This window comes from Sphingomonas sp. IC081 (assembly GCF_006874585.1).
In the GTDB taxonomy this organism is placed as follows: domain Bacteria; phylum Pseudomonadota; class Alphaproteobacteria; order Sphingomonadales; family Sphingomonadaceae; genus Novosphingobium.
The window spans coordinates 441,631-462,554 of record NZ_CP029761.1 but is presented as its reverse complement, the minus strand read 5'-3'; the positions used below and the strand labels follow the sequence as shown (position 1 = coordinate 462,554).

Sequence of the window (20,924 nt, the reverse complement as noted above, 5' to 3'; positions counted from 1 at the left end):
TACGCCGAACAATGCCATTTGGCAAGGAACTATACCGATGATGCCAGTCTGGCAATCACGTTCGCCGCGCCCTCGATCGGCACGAAGAGCCGGGTCTGATAGCGGATGATCTCGGTAAAGCAGCCTTGGGCCTTGTACCAGTCGAGCCGAGCAGCACTCCATCCCGTAAGCTCAATTCGCTGTGAGCCATTGACCAAGCTGCGCTTGACCATGAGCAGCTCGCGGCCCGCGAACTCGATGGCCCTGCCCGTTGCCAAGACGGTCTGGACAACGTCGTCGGCGGAAAGAGTTTGCTCGCGTTCCAGACCCAGCGCTCGGCACAGTTCGGGCACGCAGTGGACGGGAACCTCCCGGCCAAGGAGCGACCGGCCATCCGCAGCCGAGATGCGGCTCACCCTCACGAAATCCGAAGGCAGCTTGTCCCAGACCGGCAGCAGGAGGCCCGTCGCAAGATAGAGGCGCTCGCGCTTGTGGCTGGTCCGCGCTTCCTCAACTTCGGCCGCCCAGGCTTCACGGAAAACGTCGACGGAAATTGCCTCCCAGCTGCTCTCAGCGAGCTGATCCTCGGTGATGTGAGTCCGCTTCAAGGGGCGCAGCAGTTCGAAGCGGGAAACGCGGGTGCCGTCATCAGCAAGAATACTGCGTGCAGGCACGAGCAAGGCAACCCGGCCTGAGCGAGCATTTCGAACCGGCCGTTGCCGCTGCCCGGTGAGGCCGTGGATCTCCTCGAGCCGCTTCAACGTGAGCGGCTTCAAGGCTCTGGCGATCTCCAGTTCGAGGAGATGGGTCGTCGCGCCCGATGCCGGATCGGTGCGCAGCAGCGTGTCCGACAGGACAGTGAAGTCCTCGACTGCGATGGTCTCGAGGCCGAGATCGAGCGTGCCAGCCTGCCGGGCGGCATCGATACGCGCTTCGACCAGCCCCATGAACTCATCGAAGATCGCGTTCTGCAGGGCTATGGGAAGCGCAAGAATGCGGTTGAGCCACCGCTGGATCGACGGCAGGTCATCGACCATCGAACCATCAGGCGCTTCGATCCGGAGACCTGTCAGCTCCTGAAAGCGCCCGAGACCGACGGCTTCGAGCTTGCCGGTGAACAACAAGCCGAACCAGCGATGGAGCGCCTCCTTGGCGTAGATGCTTTCGAGGTTGTCGGCAGGATCGAAGAGGTTCTGGCCACCGGTCTGGCGCTGTCCGCGGGTCAGAGCGCCGAGGCTGTCGAGGCGCCGAGCGATCGTCGAGATGAAGCGGCGCTCGCCGCGCACATCTGTCGTCACGGGCCTGAACAGCGGGGCCGATGCCTGATTGGTGCGATTGGTGCGGCCAAGCCCCTGGATTGCGGCGTCAGCCCGCCAGCCCGGCTCGAGCAGGAAGTGTACGCGGCGGGCCTGGTTCTTCGCGGCCAGATCGGCATGGTAGCTGCGCCCCGTTCCCCCGGCATCGGAGAACACCAGGATACGCTTGGCACCGTCCATAAACGCCTGGGTCTCAGCGACGTTGGCGCGGGGCGACCGGGATTGGAGTTTCTGACGACCGTCGCGCCCAACGATGAGCCGGCGCGTGCGGCCGGTGACTTCCGCCACCTGGTCAACGCCGAAGCGCTCAATGATGGCATCGAGCGCGGTGGCAATCGGCGGCAATGCACAGAGCTGCTCGATCATCCGGTCGCGCGCGGCCAGCGCGGAGCGACATTGCACGGGCGCGCCATGCTCGTCACTCATCGGCTCGGAGCGAGGATTGCCGTTTTCGTCGGTGAACACCGCCATCAAGCGGACTGGAAAGCTCTTGGCGAGGTAGTCGATCACGTATTCTTTGCAGTCGCAGTTTATGTCGAGCGTGGCGGCGGGAGGCGCAGGTTTCCTTCGGTTTTCCATGATTTCACTCCAGATAACTACGGTTCCGTCGACCTCAGCAAGTCGAAGGAGCCAACATGCGAACACGATCATCACTGCCGTTTCGGACTGCCCCGCTCAGGGGCGAAGACCCGCCCAGTCACGGCGCTCTTCTCACCGCATTCCTCTCCTCTCTGTCCCTCGACGAGAAGTCAGGCTGTGCGGTTCTGTATGGCGCGGCGGTCCGCCATTTCCTGCATTGGCTGGAGCGGCATAGGACCGCGATCCGCACGATTGACGATCAGGCTGTCCGGCGGTTCGAGAAGCATCGGTGCCGGTGCCACCGGTATTCGGCGCAGCAAGCGCACTACAAGGCTGACCAAGCAGCAAGGGTCAGGCGCTTCGTCCGGTTCCTGGAAGATCAAGGCTACGTCGAAGTCGACGACGGGATCGACGATCTGCCACGGCACCTCGCTGACTATTTCGATGCGATCGCTTGCCTGCAACTCGCCGAGGGACCGGCACAGGCCTATCGGTCCGAGGCCGAGCATTTCGTGGCCTGGCTTCGCATGGCGCGGCGCCAATGGATCGATATCGATGACACGATCATCGACCAGTACGCCGCGCATGATTGCCGATGCCCGGTCTGGCGCAAGCGGGGCAAGCTGGTCGCAACGGGCACCAAGCGGCGGCGGCGATGCGCACGGCACTTCGTCGAGTTCCTTCGAGGCCGGGGCGCCATCCCATTGGTTGAACCGGTGGCGGACGATGACCCGCACATGTCGGCTTACCTGGCATGGCTCAAGCAACACCGCGGCGCCACGGACGAGACGATCCGGCGCTACCGGACCGATATCAGACGGCTCATCCCTATGTTGGGCGAGCCTTCGCTATGGGATGCCGCCGGACTCAGGAGCGCATTCCAACGACGAAGCCAGGAGACGCCGGGCTCGGCATCGCTGCTCGTCACGATAATGAGGAGCTACATCCGGTTTCTGGTCGTGCGTGGCGAGTGCCGGCCGGCATTGTCGCATGCAGTTCCATCTGTGCAGCGCTACCGCCTTTCAACGCTGCCGCGCCACGTCGACTCGGCAACGATCGAGAGGATCATTGCGGCCTGTCCAACAGATCGTCCGGTGGAGGTCCGGGACAAGGCCATCATACTCTTGCTCGCCAGACTTGGGCTGCGCGCCGGTGATATTCGGGACATGCGCCTTGAGGATATCGACTGGCGATCTGGTCACCTGACGGTCAAGGGCAAGACGCGCCGGCCGGACCGCCTGCCGTTGCCGCAGGATGTTGGCGACGCGATCCTGGCATATCTTGCGGGAGCCCGCCCGAGGGCCGCCGAAGAGCATCTGTTCCTGCGCGCACAAGCGCCGTTCCGGCCATTCCGCTCGTCCGCCGAGATCGCTGGCATCGTCGCCCGTACGCGCGACCGCGGTGGGATCGATGGGGTGCCGACCGGGTCGCACATATTCCGGCATTCGCTTGCCACCAGCCTGCTGCGAGCGGGCGCAGGCCTGGAGTCCGTCGGAACCATCCTGCGTCACAGCTCGCCCGAGACCACTGCCATCTACGCCAAGGTCGATCTGCCGATGCTCATGAAGATCGCGCAGCCCTGGCCGGGAGAACAGTCATGCTGAATATCCACATTTCCAGATACGTGGCGCTGCATCGCAGCCTCGGGCGGAAGTTCTCTGAACAGGAACGCATGCTGCGCCTGTACGCCGCCTACGCCGGAGGATTCGGTGACCGGCACATCCAAGTCCAGCGGATCTACGACTGGTGCCACACGGCGAGTTCGCAAAATGTGGCCCGCCGGAGGTTCGATACCGTTCGCAACTTCAGCCGCTTTATCCAAGCCGATGATCCAGTTTACGAGGTTCCGCCTGCCGGTGTCTTCGGTCGGGGCAAGCGGCCACGCCCGACCCCGACCATCATCGAACCGGAACAGGTCCGGGCGATCATGACCGCTGCGTTGGACGTTGCGTCCCAAGACACGATCAGCCCATACACGTACCATTATTTGTTCGGCTTGCTGGCGGCGACAGGTCTCCGGATTTCCGAGGCCCTCGCTCTTCAATGCAACGATCTGGTCGAGGATGGCCTGATCGTCCGCAACGGCAAGTTCGGCAAGCAGCGGCTGATTACCCTGCAGCCATCGACCCGTCAGGCGCTCGAAGCATATCTCGCCACCCGAGCAAGGCTTGGCGCCACGGGCAATGACCTGTTCGTGACCATTCGGGGCAGAGCACCACACAAGGTGCGCGCCCACGTGGTGTTCGTCAGGCTGGCCCGGCAGCTCGGATACCGCGGACCGACCGGAACGGCCGGGATGCGGTTACACGACCTGCGGCACACTTTCGCCGTGCGTTCCCTTGAGTCCTGTCCGCGCGACAGGGAAGCCATCGCACACCACATGGCCGGACTCAGCGTATATCTGGGGCATGCGTCGGTCGCCAACACCTATTGGTATCTCGAGGCCACTCCGGTGCTGCTGCGCGATATCGCTGCCGCCAGCGAGCAACTTTACCGGGGAGAAGCGGCATGACGGCACTCGCTCCGCATCTCTCGATCTACCTGCGTGAACATCTGCCGCGCGAACGTGCTGTCAGTCCGCACACGGTGAAGACCTATGCCAACTGCTTCGTCCTCCTGGTCCAGTTCGCTGCCGATCGGCTGAAGCGTCGGCCGACCGATCTCGAGATCGAGGATCTCGGCACCGACATGATCATGGCCTTCCTTGACCATGTCGAGAACGGTCGCGGCAGCTGTGTTCGGACCCGCAATGGCAGGCTCGCCGCGATCCGGTCCTTCTTCCGCTACATCGAGTATCGTGTTCCGGCCTGCCTGGATCAGGCCCTTCGCGTCAGATCGATCCCTACCAAGAAGACCGACAAGGCGCTGATCGACTACCTCGACCGGGCAGAGATCAAGGCTTTGCTCGATGCCCCGGATCCCCGGACACGCCTTGGCACCCGCGATCGCGCAATGCTGCATCTGGCCTTTGCTGGCGGGCTGAGGGTGTCGGAACTCGTAACGCTACAACTGCGCGATTTCCCGGACCGCTCGCTTTCGACCGTGCACATCTTGGGCAAGGGTCGGCGTGAACGGGTCCTGCCGCTCTGGAAGGAGACTCGGTTCGCATTGCGCGCGTGGATTGCGATCCGCCCCGAAGCCGAGGTCGCCGAGATATTCCTCAATGCCAACGGGCAGCCGATGACACGCGACGGGTTTGCGTTCCGTTTGGCCGAGCACGTCAAGACCGCGGCAACGAAGCAGCCGTCAATCCTTGGAAAGCGCGTAACACCGCACGTGCTGCGCCATTCCTGCGCAATGCACACGCTCGCGGCGACAGGGGACATTCGCAAAGTCGCATTGTGGCTCGGCCATGCCAGCATCCAGAGCACCGAGACCTATTTGCGCGCCGATCCCGAGGAGAAGCTGCAGATTCTCGCGGCGCACGGCGCACCTGCCATCAAGCCCGGGCGCTTCAAGCCGCCATCCGATGCCCTGATCACCATGCTCACCGACGTTCGAAGGCGAGCCTAGCCCGTCTCCGGACACCCCCCTGGCACTCACTTTATCTGGAGTGAAATCATGGAAAACCGAAGGAAACCTGCGCCTCCCGCCGCCACGCTCGACATAAACTGCGACTGCAAAGAATACGTGTAATGTTGAGCTCAACATTACACATATTCCCGCGGGGAGAGGTCGATCTCGAGAGCTTCGCGCTCCTCGTCAGACAGGTCGGCCAGTCGCCGGTCGAGCATGGCCTCTGCCGTCGAGACGAGTTGCACGACAACGGCATGCCCATCGGCGATCGCCGTATCGATCGCGGGCAGCAAGCTGGGGAGCTTCATCGACAGAAGCAGCTGCGCGAAGAAGCGCTGCTTGGTCCCCTCGAAGATCGACAGCGCTGCGGACTTGGCACCCGAGTTGAGCGTCCCGCCGGTTTCGCCGTCGACGATGCGCGTGGCCTCCAGCGCTTCGCGCAGGTTAGCGTGGATGATGGCTTATCACGAGGTCGCGATAATGTGAAGGAACGCGGCAGCGACGTGGATTCTCCTAATGCGGGGCGATGTTGCTGCGCATTATTTTGATTGCGAACCTCGGCGGTCTCTGGACCAGCTGAGGATAAAAGCATGTTGAAATTGCACGACGAGTTGATCGCCGAACTCTCGAATTTGCTCACGACGCAGAATTATAACCCGGTGGTCGTAGCGAACCATCGCCTGTACGCCCGCGCGTTTCTCGATTATCTGGCCGAGTGCGGCGTGCAGGTGGAAACTGTGACGCTGGCGCAGGTCGATCAGTATCTTGCCTATGCAGTTCAGGATTTCGAAGCCCAGTACGGGCGGCCTCCCTGTGCGCGCTGGCAGATGTTGCCCCGCACATCGATCAACAAACTGCTCCGGCTTGCCCAAGGCAAATGGCCGCCCGAGCCAGAGATGACCGAACCGGAAACCGCGTATCGGCAGGCGATCTGCTGCGAATATGAGGCATGGCTGCGCGACGAGCGCGGTCTGGCAAGCGCTTCCATCTCGGCGCTTCTGTGGGAGGCACGGAACTTCCTGCGATGGCAGTTCGAACGGGGCGGGGCCGCCAGCCTCGACACCTTGAGCATCGGGGAGGTCGATCTCTACATGGACATGCGCGCCCCTGGATTACGGCGCAAATCATTGGCCGATGTCGCTGAGCGGCTCCGGTCGGTGGTGCGGTATCTGCATCGGACGAGGCGCATCCCGATGGATCTCACGCCGCACATCATCGGCCCCATGCTCTACGCCTATGAAGACGTGCCCTCGACGCTGGACAGGCGCCAAATCGCCGCGGTGCTGGCGGCGACGAAGAAGGATGGATCGCCGCGGGGACTGCGCGATCTTGCGGTACTTCAACTGCTTGCCACATATGGGTTGCGCGAAGGTGAGATCTGTCGCCTTCGGCTTGAAGACGTGAACTGGCGCGGAGAAGCCCTGCGTATCCGTCACACCAAGACCAATGCGTACTCCTACTTGCCGCTATTGGCGCCCGTTGGTGAGGCGCTCCTCGACTATCTGCGTAATGGGCGCCCCCAGGTTGAGGGGCGGGAAATCTTCATCCGGTCCTGCGCGCCCTATATCGCAATGACAAACCTGTATGGCATGATCCGCGGGCGGTTGTCAGCCGCTGGCGTCGAGCCGCCGGGAAAGCGAGGAGCGCATGTCTTTCGCCACGCGCGGGCGGTCGAAATGCTGCGGGCGTCGGTCCCGCAAAAGATCATCGGCGACGTGCTCGGACATCGATCCACCGAATCCACCAACGCCTATCTCAAGCTGGCGATAGATGATCTCCGAGCCGTGGCGCTCGACGTGCCCGGATCGGAGGTGCTGCCATGAGCGCTTGGCACGATCCCGATCGCACGGTCATCGACGCCTTCCTGGAAAAATCGCAGTTCCGGCAGGGAAGCAGGCCGACTTATCGCTGGTTCCTTCGCAGCTTCGAGAATGTAGCCCAGCGTCATCCGGCGGTCGACCGGCAGATGCTCGAAGTCTGGCTGAAGGAAATGGAAAAACGTTGGCGAATGCCGACGCTGCTCAACCAGGTCTGCATTGTCGATCGCTTCCTCGACCACCTCGTCGAAATCGGGCTGATCGCAGATAATCCCGTTGCCGTGCTTCGCCGTCAATACAACGTCAAACAAAGCAAGCCGATCTGGCGAGCGCTGGCTTCCGCAAATCCCGACGGAGCCCTGGCCGCATTGCGACGCCCCGCGCCCTTCGGCAGCTCGCTGGGGGACTTCATGCGTGAGCATGTCGCGTTGATGCGGAGCCGGGGGTATCAGTATGAGACTCAGGCTCACTGGTTATTGCGGTTCGATCGGTTCCTCCAGGCGACCCCGGAACTGACAGGGGCATCGCTTGAGACGATGCTGGCGCGCTGGGCAACTGCCAAGCTGACCCGCAATCACGCGGCTGAATGCCAGAAGCTCGGGCGCCTCCTGACTAAGGCGCGGTATCGCCTTGATCCCAGCATCCCACCGAAACGCTTCAACGCCCGTCCCGAGCGGGAAGTGGCACGAGAGCATCGACGACCGCACATCTTCAGCCCGGCCGACGTTCGGCAGATGCTCGACGTTGCCCGCTCCTATCCGTCGCCGGACGCGCCGCTGCGGCCGATGGTTCTCTACACCATGGTGGTTCTGGCCTATTGTGCCGGACTGCGCCGTAGTGAACTCGCCGGGCTCGATCTGGGTGACGTCGATCTTCAATCAGACACGATCACAGTGCGGGAAACGAAGTTCTACAAGACCAGGATATTGCCGCTAACCGGCAGCGTCATGGCCGAATTACGGGCCTATATCGATGCAAGGCGGCGCGCTGGCGCCCCACAGGATCCTCGGTCCGGGCTCTTCTGGCACGAGCACTTCAATGATCGCTATACCCCGGTGACGGTCTCAACGATGATCACCAACGTCATGCGCCGTGCCGGGTTCAAGGCCCCGACCGGGCGGACAGGGCCGCGTGTTCATGACCTGCGCCACTCGATGGTCGTGAACCGGATCCTTCAATGGTATCGATCCGGCGTCAATCCGCAGGACAAACTGCGCTTCCTCTCCACCTACATGGGCCACCGGGACATCAACTCCACGCTGGTCTACATCACCGTCACGCAGGACCTGCTGCAGGAAGCAAGCGAGCGGTTCCGGACCGTCGGCGCCCGATGCCTCACGATGGAGGCGCGGTCATGACGAAGGGCAATCTCTTCCCCGCATTCTTGCGGGCGTTCTTTCAGGAATGGTTGGCTGAGCAACGCAGTGCATCTGTCCATACGATCCGGTCTTACCGCGACACCTGGCGGTTGTTGCTTCGGTTCATCGCGGAGCGAAAGGGCGGCGGGGTCGCGCGGATCATGCTGGCCGACGTCTCGGCCGGAGAGGTTCGCGCGTTCCTCCACCACACCGAGCATGGGCGCAGGGGCACGATCGGTACACGCAACTGCCGGCTCGCCGCGATCCGCAGCTTCTTCAGCTTCGTGGCTGACAAGGATCCCGAATACATCGCGCAATGCGCCGAGGTCCTGACCGTCCCGCTCAAGCGGGAACCTACCGTTGCACCCTGCTATCTCGAGCCGGAGGAGGTCGAAGCGATCCTTGCTCAGCCCGACCGGTCGACAATCGAGGGAATGCGCGACCACGTGCTACTCTCGTTCCTATATAACAGCGGCGCGCGCATCCAGGAGGCCCTCGACCTCTGTCCCGAGGCGATCCGGTTCGACGCACCGAACTTCGTGCGTCTTTACGGCAAGGGTCGCAAGGAACGTATCTGTCCACTCTGGCCGGAAACCGTGACGTTGCTCAGGAAGTTGTTGGAACGTCACCCGCGCGCGCCAGATCAGCGGATCTTCGTCAATCGATATGGTGAGCCGCTGGGCGCCTCGGGAGTGCGGTTCAAACTCGCCTCCTATGTAGGAAAGGCGTCAGAAACCGTGCCGTCGCTTCGGTCCAAAAATGTGACGCCGCACAGCTTCCGGCACGCGACTGCCGTTCACCTTGTCGCTGCCGGGGTCGACATCACCGTCATCCGCAGTTGGCTGGGACACGTCAGCCTCGATACGACCAACCACTACGCACAGGCCAATCTGGAGACCAAACGAAAGGCGCTCGAGCAGGTAGGGGCGCCGGCGGCGAGCAACGTGCCACCTTCGTGGAAACGAGAAGCCAGCCTGATGGAGTGGCTCGATGCCTTGTGAAATAATGTGAAGGACGTGGCGAAATGCTCAGCAGCTTTGCGGGCCTTCGCCACGTTCCTGCGCATTATCGCGACCTCGCGATAAGCAATCTTATGCGCAGCTGCGCATAAGATCGCCCAGGCCTCGGCATAGGCATCGTAGACCGCGATCTGATCCTCGGTCAGGCAATGCTCGAGGATTTCATACTCGACACCGGCGAACGAAAGGGCCCGGGCCGTGTAGAGGCCGAGCGATTTGAGATCGCGCGCGACCAGTTCCATGGCTGCAATTCCTCCATCGCGAATATCGGCAACGAAGGCCTCACGATTGGCAAACGCGGTCTCCGGACCCCAGAGCCCAAGGCGCGTGGCATAGGCCAGGTTGTTGACGTCGGATGCGCCGGTGGCCGAGGCGTAGAGCACGCGTGCGCGAGGTAGGAGGTTCTGTAGGCGCACCCCGGCAATGCCCTGCTCCGATCCCTTAACCTTACCCCGCGATCCTTCGCCGCCAGCGGCATTTGCCATGGCATGCGCTTCGTCGAACACGATCACGCCGTCGAAGTCTTCACCGGCCCAGGCGAGGATCTGGTCGAGCCGCGTTGCGTCGCTCCGGCCCGAACGCAGCGTCGGATAGGTCACGAAGAGAATCCCGTCGCGCATGGCGATGGGGGTGCCGAGTTTCCAGGACGCAAGCGGCTGAATGTCGATCGGGAGACCGCCGAGCGCGGCCCAGTCGCGCCGGGCATCTTCGAGCAGCGCCTCGTTCTTCGAAATCCAGATATGGCGGCGCTCGCCGCGCACCCAGCGATCGAGAATGACGCTTGCGACCTGGCGTCCTTTACCAGCGCCGGTGCCGTCCCCAAGGAAATAGCCCTGTCGGTAGACCTGACCTTCCGCCGAGGCCTTGAGCGAACAGCCCTTGTCCTCGGGCTCGAACCGACCGGGTAGATCGCGCGCATGGGCGCTTGCCGCGTAGATCAGAGTCTCTGCCTGGGCAGCCGACAGCAGTCCCTTGGCAATCAGCCCCTCAGGAAGCTGCGGCACTGCGTCAGGCATCGGAGCGGCGATCGACCCCATGGCGACGGACTCAACAAGCGGCGTCGGATGTCCGGCCGCGCCATCGATGGCGATCCTGCTCGGGCGATAGGGCAGATAGTGGCCGACCTGAGGGGCGACCGGCGCAGGGGTTGCAAGCGGCACGTAGTTGAGCGGCTGGATGGCGGAGGCTGCAGGAGTGATCCTTGTTGGTATCGGCAGCGGCCTGCGCGGCGCGGCGAGCAAAAGGAGCGGCGAACGAGCCGGAAGGCTGGATTTCTCGCGCGCAGCCTCAAGGCTGGCGCGAGCCGGCAAGGCATCGACGAGATCGGCCAGCTGGCGGAACGCGTTTGTACGAATAGTGACGCGCTCGTTGGCGCCTTCAACCTTATCGAAAACCAGCAGTCGCGTGGTGATGCCAGTGCCCTGCCTGACGAATGCGCGTTCGACGGCGGCATTGAGCCTCAGCGAAACTGGCCCTTTCGCACCGGCCAAAAACCGCACGCAGTCGAACCATTCAGGCATGATCGCCACAAGCCGCCCGCCGGGCGCAAGCCGGTTCCAGGCCGATCGCAGATGCCTTGCCCCGGTGCGGCCATCGTGTCCCCGCTCGATCCCGTGAGAATACGGCGGGTTCATCAGCACGACGCTGGGGACGATGGCCGGATCGAGCAATTCGTCGATCAGCTCGGCATCGTATCCAGTCACACGGGCAGCCGGGAACACAGCAGTCAGGCAGTCGCGGCGCGGCGGCGAGATTTCGTTCAAGGCAAGGCGCGTACCGGCTTTGATCGCCCAGACTGCGAGCATGCCGGTACCGGCCGAAGGTTCGAGCACGAGCTCGTTGGGCATCAGTCCACAGGCCCGTGCGGCAAGCCAAGCAAGCCGCGGCGGCGTTGCAAACTGCTGCCATTCGATCTGCTCGTCGCTGCGATTGGTCTGGGTCGGAACTCGGGCAGCGAGGCCGCAGAAGAACTGATCCGCCTCGTCGATCGGGCTCGTGAGCTGGATCTGATCTGATGCTTGCAGGTGTTGAACCTGCGCCAGCTCGAGCGCAGCGTGAGCATCACGGACTGACCATGCCCCGAGTGCATCGGTTCCGCCGAAGTGGTCCGTCATGATGCGGTTGATGTCGCTACGCGAAATCGCGCTCCCTGCTGCCAATTGCAACGCCATTGCTTTGGCTGCCGTCACGACAAGCGGCGGAGATGGTGGATCGAATGCGAAGGCGAAGGAAGAGTTGGACATGGGAAACCTCCTGACGAGGTCCTGCGTCTCGCAGGCCTCAATCAGCCGAAGGCCCCCTCCCCTCTGGCATGCTGATCAGGTTTCGCGAGCGAGCCTTGCCTTGAGTTCGTCATTCCAGTCGAAACCGGCGGACGCTGGCGCTCGCGACTGGATCACCCGGCATGACGCAGAATATGCCTTTAGGGCGCGCTGATTTGCGAGCTCGCCCCCTCGATCATTGTCGATGAACAAATGAAGCTCGCGCACACTCTCTGGAATCGCGACGAGGCCGAACCGCTCGTTACCAAGCGTTGCCCAACAAGGGACGCCAAACATCTGCGTGGCTGACAGGGCGCTTTCGATACCTTCGGCAAGGCCCAACCGGCCTGCGGCCGGCGGGGCAAGTCTGACTGCACCACAGCCGAGGCTTCCCAATGCACGCTTCGGCCGATCGAAAGCGGCGAGCTTTGCGCTCGGCGTGTCGAGAAACGTCCTGTGCACCGCGATAATGCCGATGTCGGTTGTGACTGCCGCCAACATTGCAGGGAGGAACTGGACTGCACCACGTGGTCCGAGCGGCGTGCGCTCGAGATAACGGAGCTGATCTGAGGCACGCAGGATCCCGCGCTGCGCGAGGTATCCTTCGGCAGGGCCGTCGGAGATCGCCGTCGCCGAGTGCCACAAACGCCGCGCGTTGGAATTGAAGGTCCTTTTTTCCAGTCGATCAGCGGCAACCGCACCCGAGCCATCGAACAGGTCACGGCTGCGAACACCCTGGCGGTCAAGCGCCGCTATGACCTCCTCGTTCGAGCATCCCGCAAAGCAATGAAACAGGATCGCTTTGCGCCCCAGCGTCACGCTCAGCGAGGGAGTGCGGTCGTCGTGTGCGGGGCAGCAGCACATGCCTTTGCCCCGACTCCATGTACCCTGAAGGCTTTCGACGATCGTGCGGGCGCGGCGTTCGAGTTGATGAACTTTGTCAAACGGGGGCATCGACCTTCTCCGGTTGAGGTGCTCTCCCCGCGCAGCCTCCGCTCTGCACTCGCGCCATTCCAATTTTCCTACATCACTTGTTCTTTATATGTTCTCACTCGATTCGACTAGACAAGGATCGAGAAATGACAATCAGAACTCTCTTGATCGCAGGCATCGCGATCACTTCTGCTATCCCGGCCGGTGCTCAGGACATAGCAGCGCCAGCCACGAACGGCGCTGCGGCGATCCCATCCGAAGGCATTCGGATTGCGGAAGCATCAAACGGCTTCCAACTGGTCGAGCATGGGCTCTGGCGTTCCGCGCAGACCGCCCCAGCACCGCGCCTGGCAGTGGCGGACGATGGCCGGGTCAACCTGCCATATAGATACGAACCCAATGCCAAGCCGGCCCCATCCGGGTTTCGGCGAGCGAGCTACTTGCCTCACATCTATGCCGCGGAGGCGAAGTACTCATTGCCCGCGGGCCTGCTTGATGCGCTCGTATGGACAGAATCTCGTTACAACCCTTTGGCTGTCAGCCCGGCGGGTGCCGCGGGTCTTGGGCAGCTGATGCCCGCTACGGCAAAAGAGCTTGGGGTCTCCAATCGCTTCGATCCAATGGCCAACATCTTCGGCGCAGCGCGATACCTGCGGCAGATGCTCGACAGGTTTGGCGTGGTCCACCTCGCGGTAGCTGCCTACAATGCAGGTCCCGGCGCCGTTGAGCGTGCTGGCGGTATACCGCGGAATGGCGAGACGCCGGGATATGTACGCAATGTGCTGCAAAGCTGGAGGTTCTAGCCCACTGAGTATTCGCCGCCGCCAGCATCAGGGTGCGCGCGTGGGAATACGGCCATTAACGCGACGGATAATCCAGGAGCTTTCGCGGAGCTGGAAAGCTCTCGAACAGCATCTTGGCCCATTCCTCCGCAATCTCACGGCGGCGGTCAAGAAACGCTGCACGATTGTAGGCCCCTTCCGAACCTGAAACGCCCTCAGGTATATGTGCCAACATCAAATCGATCACATGACGATCACTCGCTGTACCGTTCCGCTCTGCCCATTCGTTCATGATAGTCGAGAACGATGCGCGCCAGCCGTGAGGTACATGTCTGCCCTGATATCCGCACCGATTGTAAAAGTAGCTCAATGTGTTTTCGCTCATTGGGATGCGGGCATTTCTGTTACCCGGAAACACAAGCGGTCCGCGCCCAGTCAGCTGCTTTGCTGCACGAAGCACAGCAACAGCCTCCGGTGCGAGCGGTACAAGGTGCTCGTACCCCTCTTCAATTTTCTTCTCGCTAGAGAGTTTCATGTGCCCGGCGGGTATCCGCCAGATTGCACCCGGACACGGCTCATCGTTGTTCCAATTAATATTTTCAAGTTCCGTCCAAGCCATTGATCGGACTGAGCCAAGCCTTTGGGCAGTCAAGGCTACATATCGCGAAGCCAGTTTCGTAAGCGGCGATGCAAACTCGATCTCTGTCTTGCGGATCAAGTCATGCAAGCCGTCCATATCAAGGATTGCAGGTCGCTTTCGGCCGCGCGGAACCGGTTTCAGGGCCTTACCCACCACTGCTGCCGGATCCCTCGTGGAAAGCCCCTCGGCAATAGCATGGACGAAAACAGCCGACATTCTCTGGCGAACGCGGTGCGCAGTTTCGATCGCGCCTCGACGTTCGATTTTCCTCAGGATGGTCAGCACTACCGGCTCATCGATCTCTGACACGGGAAGGACGCCGATCCACGGAAAAACTTCCTTTTCCAGGCTCGAGATTACATCTTTCGAGTGAACTGGTGTCCAACGGTCCTGTTGTAGAGCGAACCAATTCCGAGCTGTCAGCTCAAAGGTGTTTGAAGCAACAACGGTTCTGGCGATCGCAGCCTTCTTCGCCTCAATGCCCGGGTCCTTCCCTTCGGCCAGCAGCTTACGCGCTTCGAGCTTCCGGTCGCGCGCCTGTTTCAATGACATCTCAGGGTAAGCCCCGAGAACGAGCCTCCGTTCCTTGCCCGCAAAACGATACTTCAGGCGCCAGCTCCGCCGACCTGACTTCGCGACAAACAGGTACAGACCCTCGGAATCGGAAAGCTTGTAATCCTTCTCCTTTGCCTTCGCCTGCCGAACCGCCAGTTCACTGAGCATCTGTGCCCCCAATTCTGCCGTTCGATGCCCCCAAAAATGCCCCCGATCGATACGGACGCACATGGAAACATCGAAACAAATCGAGAACAATCTATAGTGCAAAACGTCGAAGAATCAAGGAAAACCGGGGATTCTTGGACGCTTGGGGATGAGTGGCTGGCGGAGAGGGTGGGATTCGAACCCACGGTACGGTTGCCCGTACACTGCATTTCGAGTGCAGCGCATTCGACCACTCTGCCACCTCTCCGCTAGAGATGCGATAGCGATGGAAGGTCTCCATCGGGTCGGGAAGCGCGCCTCTAGCTGGCGCAATCGCTCTTGCCAAGCCCTCTTTTTTCAAAAAATGGGGAACAATCCACAGGCAAACTTGTGAGCCCCCACCCCCACCTCTATATTGTGTCCATGAACAGGGCGTCGTTTTTCTCACCACAGGCAGGCAAAATCATCGACGCACCGCGCCAGACAAAGGCGCGTTTTGCGATCGGCGACGTGGTCCGCCACCGCAGTCACGACTTTCGCGGCGTCATCTTCGACATCGATCCGGTCTTCGCCAATAGCGAGGAATGGTACGAATCGATCCCCGCAGACATTCGTCCCGAGCGTGACCAGCCTTATTACCACCTGCTCGCCGAGAACGAGGAATCGAGCTACGTCGCCTATGTCAGCCAGCAGAACCTGACCGGCGATGCCGAGGGGGGCCCGGTGGACCATCCGACCGTCCCGCAATTGTTCGAGGCCTTCAAGAACGGGCGCTACCGCCTGCGCCACGGCCTCGCGCACTAGGACCTAATCCCGAACGGGCAACAAAAAGCCCCGGACGCTGCCTGCGTCCGGGGCTTTTTGTTGCCCGTTCGGGGCGGGACAATCAGCCCTTCAGCTTCCAGCCCGAACGCAGCACGCGGTAGACCGCAAAGGCGAACAGGGCATTGACCACACCGAGGCCGATCGCGCTGTGCAGCACGGCCTCGTTGGAATTGCCGATGTCGCTCTGCCCCAGGAAACCGAACCGGAAGCCCGAGATCACATAGAAGAACGGGTTGAAGCGGCTCACCGCCTGGAACGCGGGCGACAGGTTGTCGATCACGTAGAACGTACCCGACAGCAGCGAGAGCGGGGCAATGACAAAGTTGGTGACGGCGGCGTTGTGGTCGAACTTCTCAGCCCAGATCGACGAGAGCAGGCCCAGCAGCGCCAGGAACACCGAACCGCACAGGCCGAACCACACCACCGCCCAGGGGTGATGCACGGTCAGGTCGACCCCCGGCCACAGCAGCATGGCGGCACAAAGCGCAAGGCCGACCAGCACCGCGCGGGTGACGGACGCACCGACCAGCGCCAGCATCAGTTCGCCTTCGCTCAGCGGCGGCATCAGGTAGTCGATAATGGTGCCCTGGATCTTGCCTGCCAGGAACGAGAAGCTGGAATTTGCAAAAGCGTTCTGCATCATCCCCATGACGATGAGGCCCGGCGCCACGAAAGTGGCGAAGTTGACGCCCAGCACTTCACGCCCGCCGCGGCCCAGCGCCACCGTGAAGATCACCAGAAACAGCAGCGTGGTGATCGCCGGTGCCCAGATCGTCTGGGTCTGGACCTTGAAGAAGCGTCGCACCTCCTTCATATACAGGGTCTTGAGCCCCTCCCAGTTCACCTGGTGTATCAGGGGTTCTCCCTTTGCCGGGAAGTGGCGTGGCTGCACGATGCCCTCTGGGGTCTGCAGATCGGACGAATTCGTTTGATCGACCATGGAGCGGCGAGTATCGGCTGCGACTTCCCAACGCAAGTCGTGGCTAGGAATTTCGGGGCGATTCTCGCGTATCGCCCCTGACGAACGAGATGGAACAGGAATGAGCTGGACGGACGAGCGGATCGATAAGCTGACCAAGATGTGGGAAGGCGGTGCCACCGCCAGCCAGATCGCGGACGAGCTTGGCGGCGTCAGCCGCAACGCGGTGATCGGCAAGGCCCATCGCCTCGGCCTCAAGGCCCGCCCTTCGCCGGTGAAGGCGAACGAGAAGCCTGCGCGCCCTGCCGCACCGAAAAAGGTGAAGCCCGCTGAAGAGCGAGCGCCCGCTCCGGCCCCGCAGGCCGCGCCGCCCGTCGTGCGCGCCGCCCCCGCAGCCCCGGCAGCCCCCGCACCGACCCCGGCGCCGCGTGCACCCGAACCGGCTCCCTCGGCTCCGCAGGCCGCCGATGCGCCGCCGCCGGCACCCACCGGCCCGCGCGTCGTTTCGGTCGGCCCCGGCGGCTTCCTGCGCCAGGGCCCGGGTGATCAGCAGCAGCCGATCCCACCGGCCCCGCCGCGCCGCCTGGTTCCGGCCAAGCCGAGCCCGGAAATCGCCGACAAGACCAGCCTGCTCGACCTTAGCGACCGCGTCTGCCGCTGGCCGATGGGCCACCCGGGCGAACCGGACTTCCACTTCTGCGGCGAGAAGGTGAACCCCGGTTTCCCCTATTGCGTCGAACATTGCGGCCGCGCCTATCAGGCCCAGCTGCCGCGCGGTGCGCGCCGTCCCCCTCCGCCGCTGCCGTTCGGCGGACCGCGGGTACGCTAATCCGATGACCACGACGGCACGGCCTGGCGCCCGCTTCCACCGGCGTCTTGCCGTGCCCGTCATGGTCGCCGCGCTGGCCATGACACTTGCCGCGATGGCTCCGGCCATGGCGCAACAGGCCGCAACGGCGACCACGACCACGACCACGACCACGACCACAGGGGCCACGCCCCCTGCCCCGGCGGCAACGCCGATCGAATACGTCTATGTCGCGATGGTCACCAGCCAGGGCACGATCCTGCTGGCGCTCGACAAGACTCACGCGCCGCTCACCACCGCCAATTTCCTGAAGTACGTCGACGCGAAGAAGTTTGACGGAACCACCTTCTACCGCGCCATGCATCTTGACTGGGGCGATGAGCCCTCGGGCCTGCTGCAGGGCGGCCTCCAGGGCATCAAGGTACTTGCCCCCGTCGCGCACGAACCGACCAACGTGACCGGCCTGCACCACACCTCGGGCACGATCTCGATGGCGCGTTATGCCCCCGGCACCGCCACCGCCGACTTCACGATCATGATCGGCGACGTGCTGTCGCTTGACGCCAGCCCTGCGTCCGAAAATCCCGACCTGCGCCCCGGCTTTGCCGCCTTCGGCCATGTCGTCTCGGGCATGGATGTCGTCCGCAAGATCTGGGACGCGCCGCGCTCGGCCACCAAGGGCGAAGGCGTGATGCGCGGCCAGATGCTGGAGCCGCCGGTGAAGATCCTCAGCGCCCGCCGCGCTCCGGCCCCCGGACAATAGCCCCCTTCCCGTCCCGACCAGCGGAATCCGGGATTTTCCGGACTTAATTTCACGCGTTCACGGCCGTTGACGCATGGGATGACCGCCTACGATCCCTCCATGGCCCGCAGTGGCCTGCGCCGCTGGTTCGGACTGGGCGGCGCGGGCTCTCGCCCGGTCGATGCGCCCGAGGACCAGGCCCCGGCGCCGCTCTTCCACGAAACCTCGCGCGACAAGCGGCGGCGCCAGACGCTGGAAGACATCGCCCGCTTCCTGCTCACCCACCGCCTGCCGATCACGCCCTTCACGCTGGAGGCTGCCCACGACATCATCACCGGAGCCGACCCCTGCCTGGGCAAGGACGTGGCGGAGCGGGTCGGCCAGCGCGAACCGGTGACGCTCTACTGGCTGGAGGACCGTATCAGCGAACTCGGCCGCCGCGACGGCATCGAGCAGATCCACGTTCTGATCCACCGGCTGGAAGCCACGCTGTGCGAATTCGCCGCCACCGCCAGCGCCGCACGCAGCGCCACCAGCGACTACAACTCCGCGCTCGAGGCCCATGCCGATCACGTCGGTCTCCACGGCGCCTCGGCCCGGCGCGGCGCGGCGCGCAGTGACGAGGAGGCCCAGCGCACGATCCTCGAACTTACCGCGCTTGCCAAGGACATGATCACCCGCACCCGCGACATCGAACGCGCCCTGGCTCGCTCGGAACGCGAAACCCAGGTCTTGCAAAAGAACCTGATCGACGCGCGCCGCGAGGCCGAGATCGATCACCTCACCGGCCTGCCCAACCGCCGCGCCTTCGAAGCCGTGCTGAAGGAGCAGCACGCCGAGTGCCATGCCACCGGCGAGCCGCTCTGCGTCGCCTTCTGCGACATCGACCACTTCAAGCGGATCAACGACATGCATGGCCACGATGCCGGCGACCGGGTGCTTCGCACGGTCGCCCAGACACTCGCCAGGATTTCCAGCGACACGTGCCATGTCGCCCGCCACGGCGGCGAGGAATTCGTCGCCTTGCTGCGCGGCAAACGCCTTGACGAAGCGTTCGCCACGCTCGACGCCCTGCGCGAGGACATGGCCGCCCGCAAACTGGTCAATCGCTGGACCGACACGCCGTTCGGCCGCGTCAGCTTCTCCGCGGGCCTCGCCGATGTCCACGCCTACGACAGCCCGCGCGCCGCCCTGCGCGCCGCCGACGAAGCGCTGATCCGGGCCAAGGATGCCGGGCGCAACCGCGTGTTCATTGCCAGCCTCGACGATCCGGGCGAAGGCATTGCAACTTGAACATGGTTAACATCAGTATTTTGCAAGACACTCTTCATCATACGCAAGTGTCGAAAATGTAATCCAAAAATCCCGTTTCGAAAGTTACTGTTTATTAGCGACTCCTACCTAGGCTCCCTTGAAACGAACCTGGGTGAACGATCGTGCAGCACGAAAGTATCCTGTCGCCAAAGGAAAGGACCGCCTCGGCCCGGCGTTTCACGCTGCACCTTGTGCAGGCTGTCTGCACCGCCTGCGCCCTCACCGCCATGTTCGCACAGGGCGAAACCGCCCGCGCCCTTGCCACCGTCGCCGCCGCCTGTTCGCTCTTCACGCTGTTTGTGGGGGTGCTCATGGGCCGCCGCGCGGTCGCCGAACTGGATGACCACATCCGGCTGGTCGACGAGGCGCGCAACGCCCACAGCCAGGTCGAGGAGCTGTTCGCGATGACCGACATGCTCCAGGCCGCCGAGGACTACGACGACGCCGGTGCCGTGCTGATGGCCACGGCCTTGCGCCTGCTGCCGGAATTCGGCGGCGCCCTCTACGTCTTCAACAATTCGCGCGACCGCCTGGACCTTGCCAGGTCCTGGGGACACTCCGATTCGTTCCAGCCCGCCGCCAGCCTGCTGCCCGGCAACTGCTGGGCGCTCAAGCGCGGCAAGGCCCACGTCAATGCGCCCGCCCACGGCACCCTGAACTGCATGCATGCGGTCGGCTCGGGGACCACGATCGAAAAACCGATGATGGCGCGCGGCCAGGTGGTCGGCCTGCTGATGCTGGCAAGCGCGGCGCCGGATGCCGTGGAAGGCAACACCGACATCCACCGCATCGCCCGCGCCCTGGCCGATTCGATGTCGCTCGCGCTTTCCAACATCGCCCTGCGCGAAAAGCTGCGCACCCAGTCGCTGCGCGATCCGCTGACCGGGCTCTACAACCGCCGCTACATGGAAGACGCGCTCGAACGCTACATCAGCCTTGCCGAGCGCACCGGCACCGCCACCTCGGTGGTCATGGTCGATCTCGACAACTTCAAGCGCGTCAACGACGAGTACGGCCATGCCAAGGGCGATGCCGTTCTGCGCGACGTCGCCGCACAGCTCGTCGGAGCCCTGCGTCCGTCCGATGTCGTTGCCCGCTACGGCGGCGAGGAACTCGTCCTGATCCTTCCCAAGTGCAGTCTCGAGAACGCTGCCAGCAAGGCGGAAGTCCTGCGCAAGCGGATCGAGAGCCTTTCGGAGGCGCACGGGGTGGCGATCAGCGCTTCATTCGGCATCGCCTCGGTGCCGGAGACCGCGACCAAGGCCGCGGATGTCGTCCCCGGTGCCGACTGCGCGCTTTACGCCGCCAAGCAAGGCGGCAAGAACCGTGTGGTTGTCGCCGAACGGCGCGGCAAGCGGGACGAAGTCCCGGCGCCGCGCCTGACCGTCACCGGCTGATCCCGACAAGCGCCGGG

At 63.1% G+C, this 20,924-nt stretch carries 16 protein-coding genes, 1 tRNA gene and 2 pseudogenes; 12 read left to right on the top strand and 7 right to left on the bottom strand.

Annotated features, from left to right (window positions below; genetic code table 11):
- Nucleotides 1-29 precede the first annotated feature (29 nt).
- Complete coding sequence (locus tag DM450_RS02290) at nucleotides 30-1,721, bottom strand: strawberry notch C-terminal domain-containing protein (protein WP_409529356.1); 1,692 nt, start codon at nucleotides 1,719-1,721, stop codon at nucleotides 30-32.
- A 209-nt stretch (nucleotides 1,722-1,930) separates the two neighbouring features.
- On the opposite strand from DM450_RS02290, the gene DM450_RS02285 reads away from it, so the two are divergent.
- The 3 genes from DM450_RS02285 to DM450_RS02275 are packed head-to-tail and all read left to right on the top strand — an operon-like array spanning nucleotide 1,931 to nucleotide 5,387.
- Nucleotides 1,931-3,478, top strand: coding sequence for a tyrosine-type recombinase/integrase (locus DM450_RS02285; RefSeq protein ID WP_142632409.1), 1,548 nt, complete (start codon nucleotides 1,931-1,933; stop codon nucleotides 3,476-3,478).
- Complete coding sequence (locus DM450_RS02280; RefSeq protein ID WP_010408889.1) at nucleotides 3,472-4,386, top strand: tyrosine-type recombinase/integrase; 915 nt, start codon at nucleotides 3,472-3,474, stop codon at nucleotides 4,384-4,386. The genes DM450_RS02285 and DM450_RS02280 overlap by 7 nt, the downstream gene beginning before the upstream one ends.
- Nucleotides 4,383-5,387: a tyrosine-type recombinase/integrase gene (locus DM450_RS02275; RefSeq protein ID WP_142632408.1), complete on the top strand. Its 1,005-nt coding sequence runs from the start codon at nucleotides 4,383-4,385 to the stop codon at nucleotides 5,385-5,387. Before DM450_RS02280 ends, DM450_RS02275 begins: the two co-directional genes overlap by 4 nt.
- Nucleotides 5,388-5,524: 137 nt before the next feature.
- Here the strand turns inward: DM450_RS02275 and DM450_RS26510 are convergent.
- Nucleotides 5,525-5,851 (bottom strand): annotated as a pseudogene (locus tag DM450_RS26510) (methylase); the annotation flags it as partial.
- A gap of 129 nt (nucleotides 5,852-5,980) precedes the next feature.
- On the opposite strand from DM450_RS26510, the gene DM450_RS02265 reads away from it, so the two are divergent.
- Genes DM450_RS02265 through DM450_RS02255 form a run of 3 tightly spaced genes read left to right on the top strand, consistent with a single transcriptional unit; the run spans nucleotide 5,981 to nucleotide 9,566 of the window.
- Entirely contained in the window at nucleotides 5,981-7,213 is a 1,233-nt protein-coding gene (locus DM450_RS02265) for a site-specific integrase (protein WP_142632407.1), read from the top strand.
- Nucleotides 7,210-8,565 (top strand): tyrosine-type recombinase/integrase, encoded by a 1,356-nt coding sequence (locus DM450_RS02260; RefSeq protein WP_008832422.1) that lies wholly within the window; start codon nucleotides 7,210-7,212, stop codon nucleotides 8,563-8,565. The genes DM450_RS02265 and DM450_RS02260 overlap by 4 nt, the downstream gene beginning before the upstream one ends.
- Entirely contained in the window at nucleotides 8,562-9,566 is a 1,005-nt protein-coding gene (locus DM450_RS02255; RefSeq protein WP_142632406.1) for a site-specific integrase, read from the top strand. Before DM450_RS02260 ends, DM450_RS02255 begins: the two co-directional genes overlap by 4 nt.
- Before the next feature lie 101 nt (nucleotides 9,567-9,667).
- Here DM450_RS02255 and DM450_RS02250 read toward each other — a convergent pair.
- Both DM450_RS02250 and DM450_RS02245 read right to left on the bottom strand, forming a co-directional pair.
- Nucleotides 9,668-11,827, bottom strand: a pseudogene (locus tag DM450_RS02250) (strawberry notch-like NTP hydrolase domain-containing protein); the annotation flags it as partial.
- Between the two features lie 75 nt (nucleotides 11,828-11,902).
- Entirely contained in the window at nucleotides 11,903-12,799 is an 897-nt protein-coding gene (locus DM450_RS02245; RefSeq protein WP_142632405.1) for a toprim domain-containing protein, read from the bottom strand.
- Nucleotides 12,800-12,924: 125 nt separating this feature from the next.
- Here DM450_RS02245 and DM450_RS02240 point away from each other — a divergent pair, with 125 nt between their 5' ends.
- Nucleotides 12,925-13,581, top strand: coding sequence for a lytic transglycosylase domain-containing protein (locus tag DM450_RS02240; RefSeq protein WP_142632404.1), 657 nt, complete (start codon nucleotides 12,925-12,927; stop codon nucleotides 13,579-13,581).
- A gap of 55 nt (nucleotides 13,582-13,636) precedes the next feature.
- Here DM450_RS02240 and DM450_RS02235 read toward each other — a convergent pair whose 3' ends face one another.
- Both DM450_RS02235 and DM450_RS02230 read right to left on the bottom strand, forming a co-directional pair.
- Nucleotides 13,637-14,923, bottom strand: a complete 1,287-nt coding sequence (locus tag DM450_RS02235) for a tyrosine-type recombinase/integrase (RefSeq protein WP_142632403.1) — start codon at nucleotides 14,921-14,923, stop codon at nucleotides 13,637-13,639.
- 157 nt (nucleotides 14,924-15,080) lie between these two features.
- Nucleotides 15,081-15,170: transfer RNA gene (locus DM450_RS02230), tRNA-Ser, on the bottom strand.
- Nucleotides 15,171-15,325: 155 nt separating this feature from the next.
- Between DM450_RS02230 and hspQ the strand changes: the two genes are divergently transcribed.
- On the top strand, nucleotides 15,326-15,706 hold the full coding sequence (gene hspQ, locus DM450_RS02225; RefSeq protein ID WP_142632402.1) for a heat shock protein HspQ: 381 nt from the start codon (nucleotides 15,326-15,328) through the stop codon (nucleotides 15,704-15,706).
- Nucleotides 15,707-15,788: 82 nt separating this feature from the next.
- Here hspQ and DM450_RS02220 read toward each other — a convergent pair whose 3' ends face one another.
- Nucleotides 15,789-16,667: an ABC transporter permease gene (locus tag DM450_RS02220; protein WP_142632401.1), complete on the bottom strand. Its 879-nt coding sequence runs from the start codon at nucleotides 16,665-16,667 to the stop codon at nucleotides 15,789-15,791.
- Between the two features lie 100 nt (nucleotides 16,668-16,767).
- Between DM450_RS02220 and DM450_RS02215 the strand changes: the two genes are divergently transcribed.
- The 4 genes from DM450_RS02215 (at nucleotide 16,768) to DM450_RS02200 (ending at nucleotide 20,907) form a co-directional block, all read left to right on the top strand.
- Complete coding sequence (locus tag DM450_RS02215) at nucleotides 16,768-17,475, top strand: GcrA family cell cycle regulator (protein WP_142632400.1); 708 nt, start codon at nucleotides 16,768-16,770, stop codon at nucleotides 17,473-17,475.
- Between the two features lie 4 nt (nucleotides 17,476-17,479).
- On the top strand, nucleotides 17,480-18,217 hold the full coding sequence (locus DM450_RS02210; RefSeq protein ID WP_260610089.1) for a peptidylprolyl isomerase: 738 nt from the start codon (nucleotides 17,480-17,482) through the stop codon (nucleotides 18,215-18,217).
- A 78-nt stretch (nucleotides 18,218-18,295) separates the two neighbouring features.
- Nucleotides 18,296-19,489, top strand: coding sequence for a sensor domain-containing diguanylate cyclase (locus DM450_RS02205; RefSeq protein ID WP_142632399.1), 1,194 nt, complete (start codon nucleotides 18,296-18,298; stop codon nucleotides 19,487-19,489).
- A 143-nt stretch (nucleotides 19,490-19,632) separates the two neighbouring features.
- A complete protein-coding gene (locus DM450_RS02200; RefSeq protein WP_142632398.1) occupies nucleotides 19,633-20,907 on the top strand; it encodes a GGDEF domain-containing protein in 1,275 nt (424 codons plus the stop codon).
- Nucleotides 20,908-20,924 lie beyond the last annotated feature (17 nt).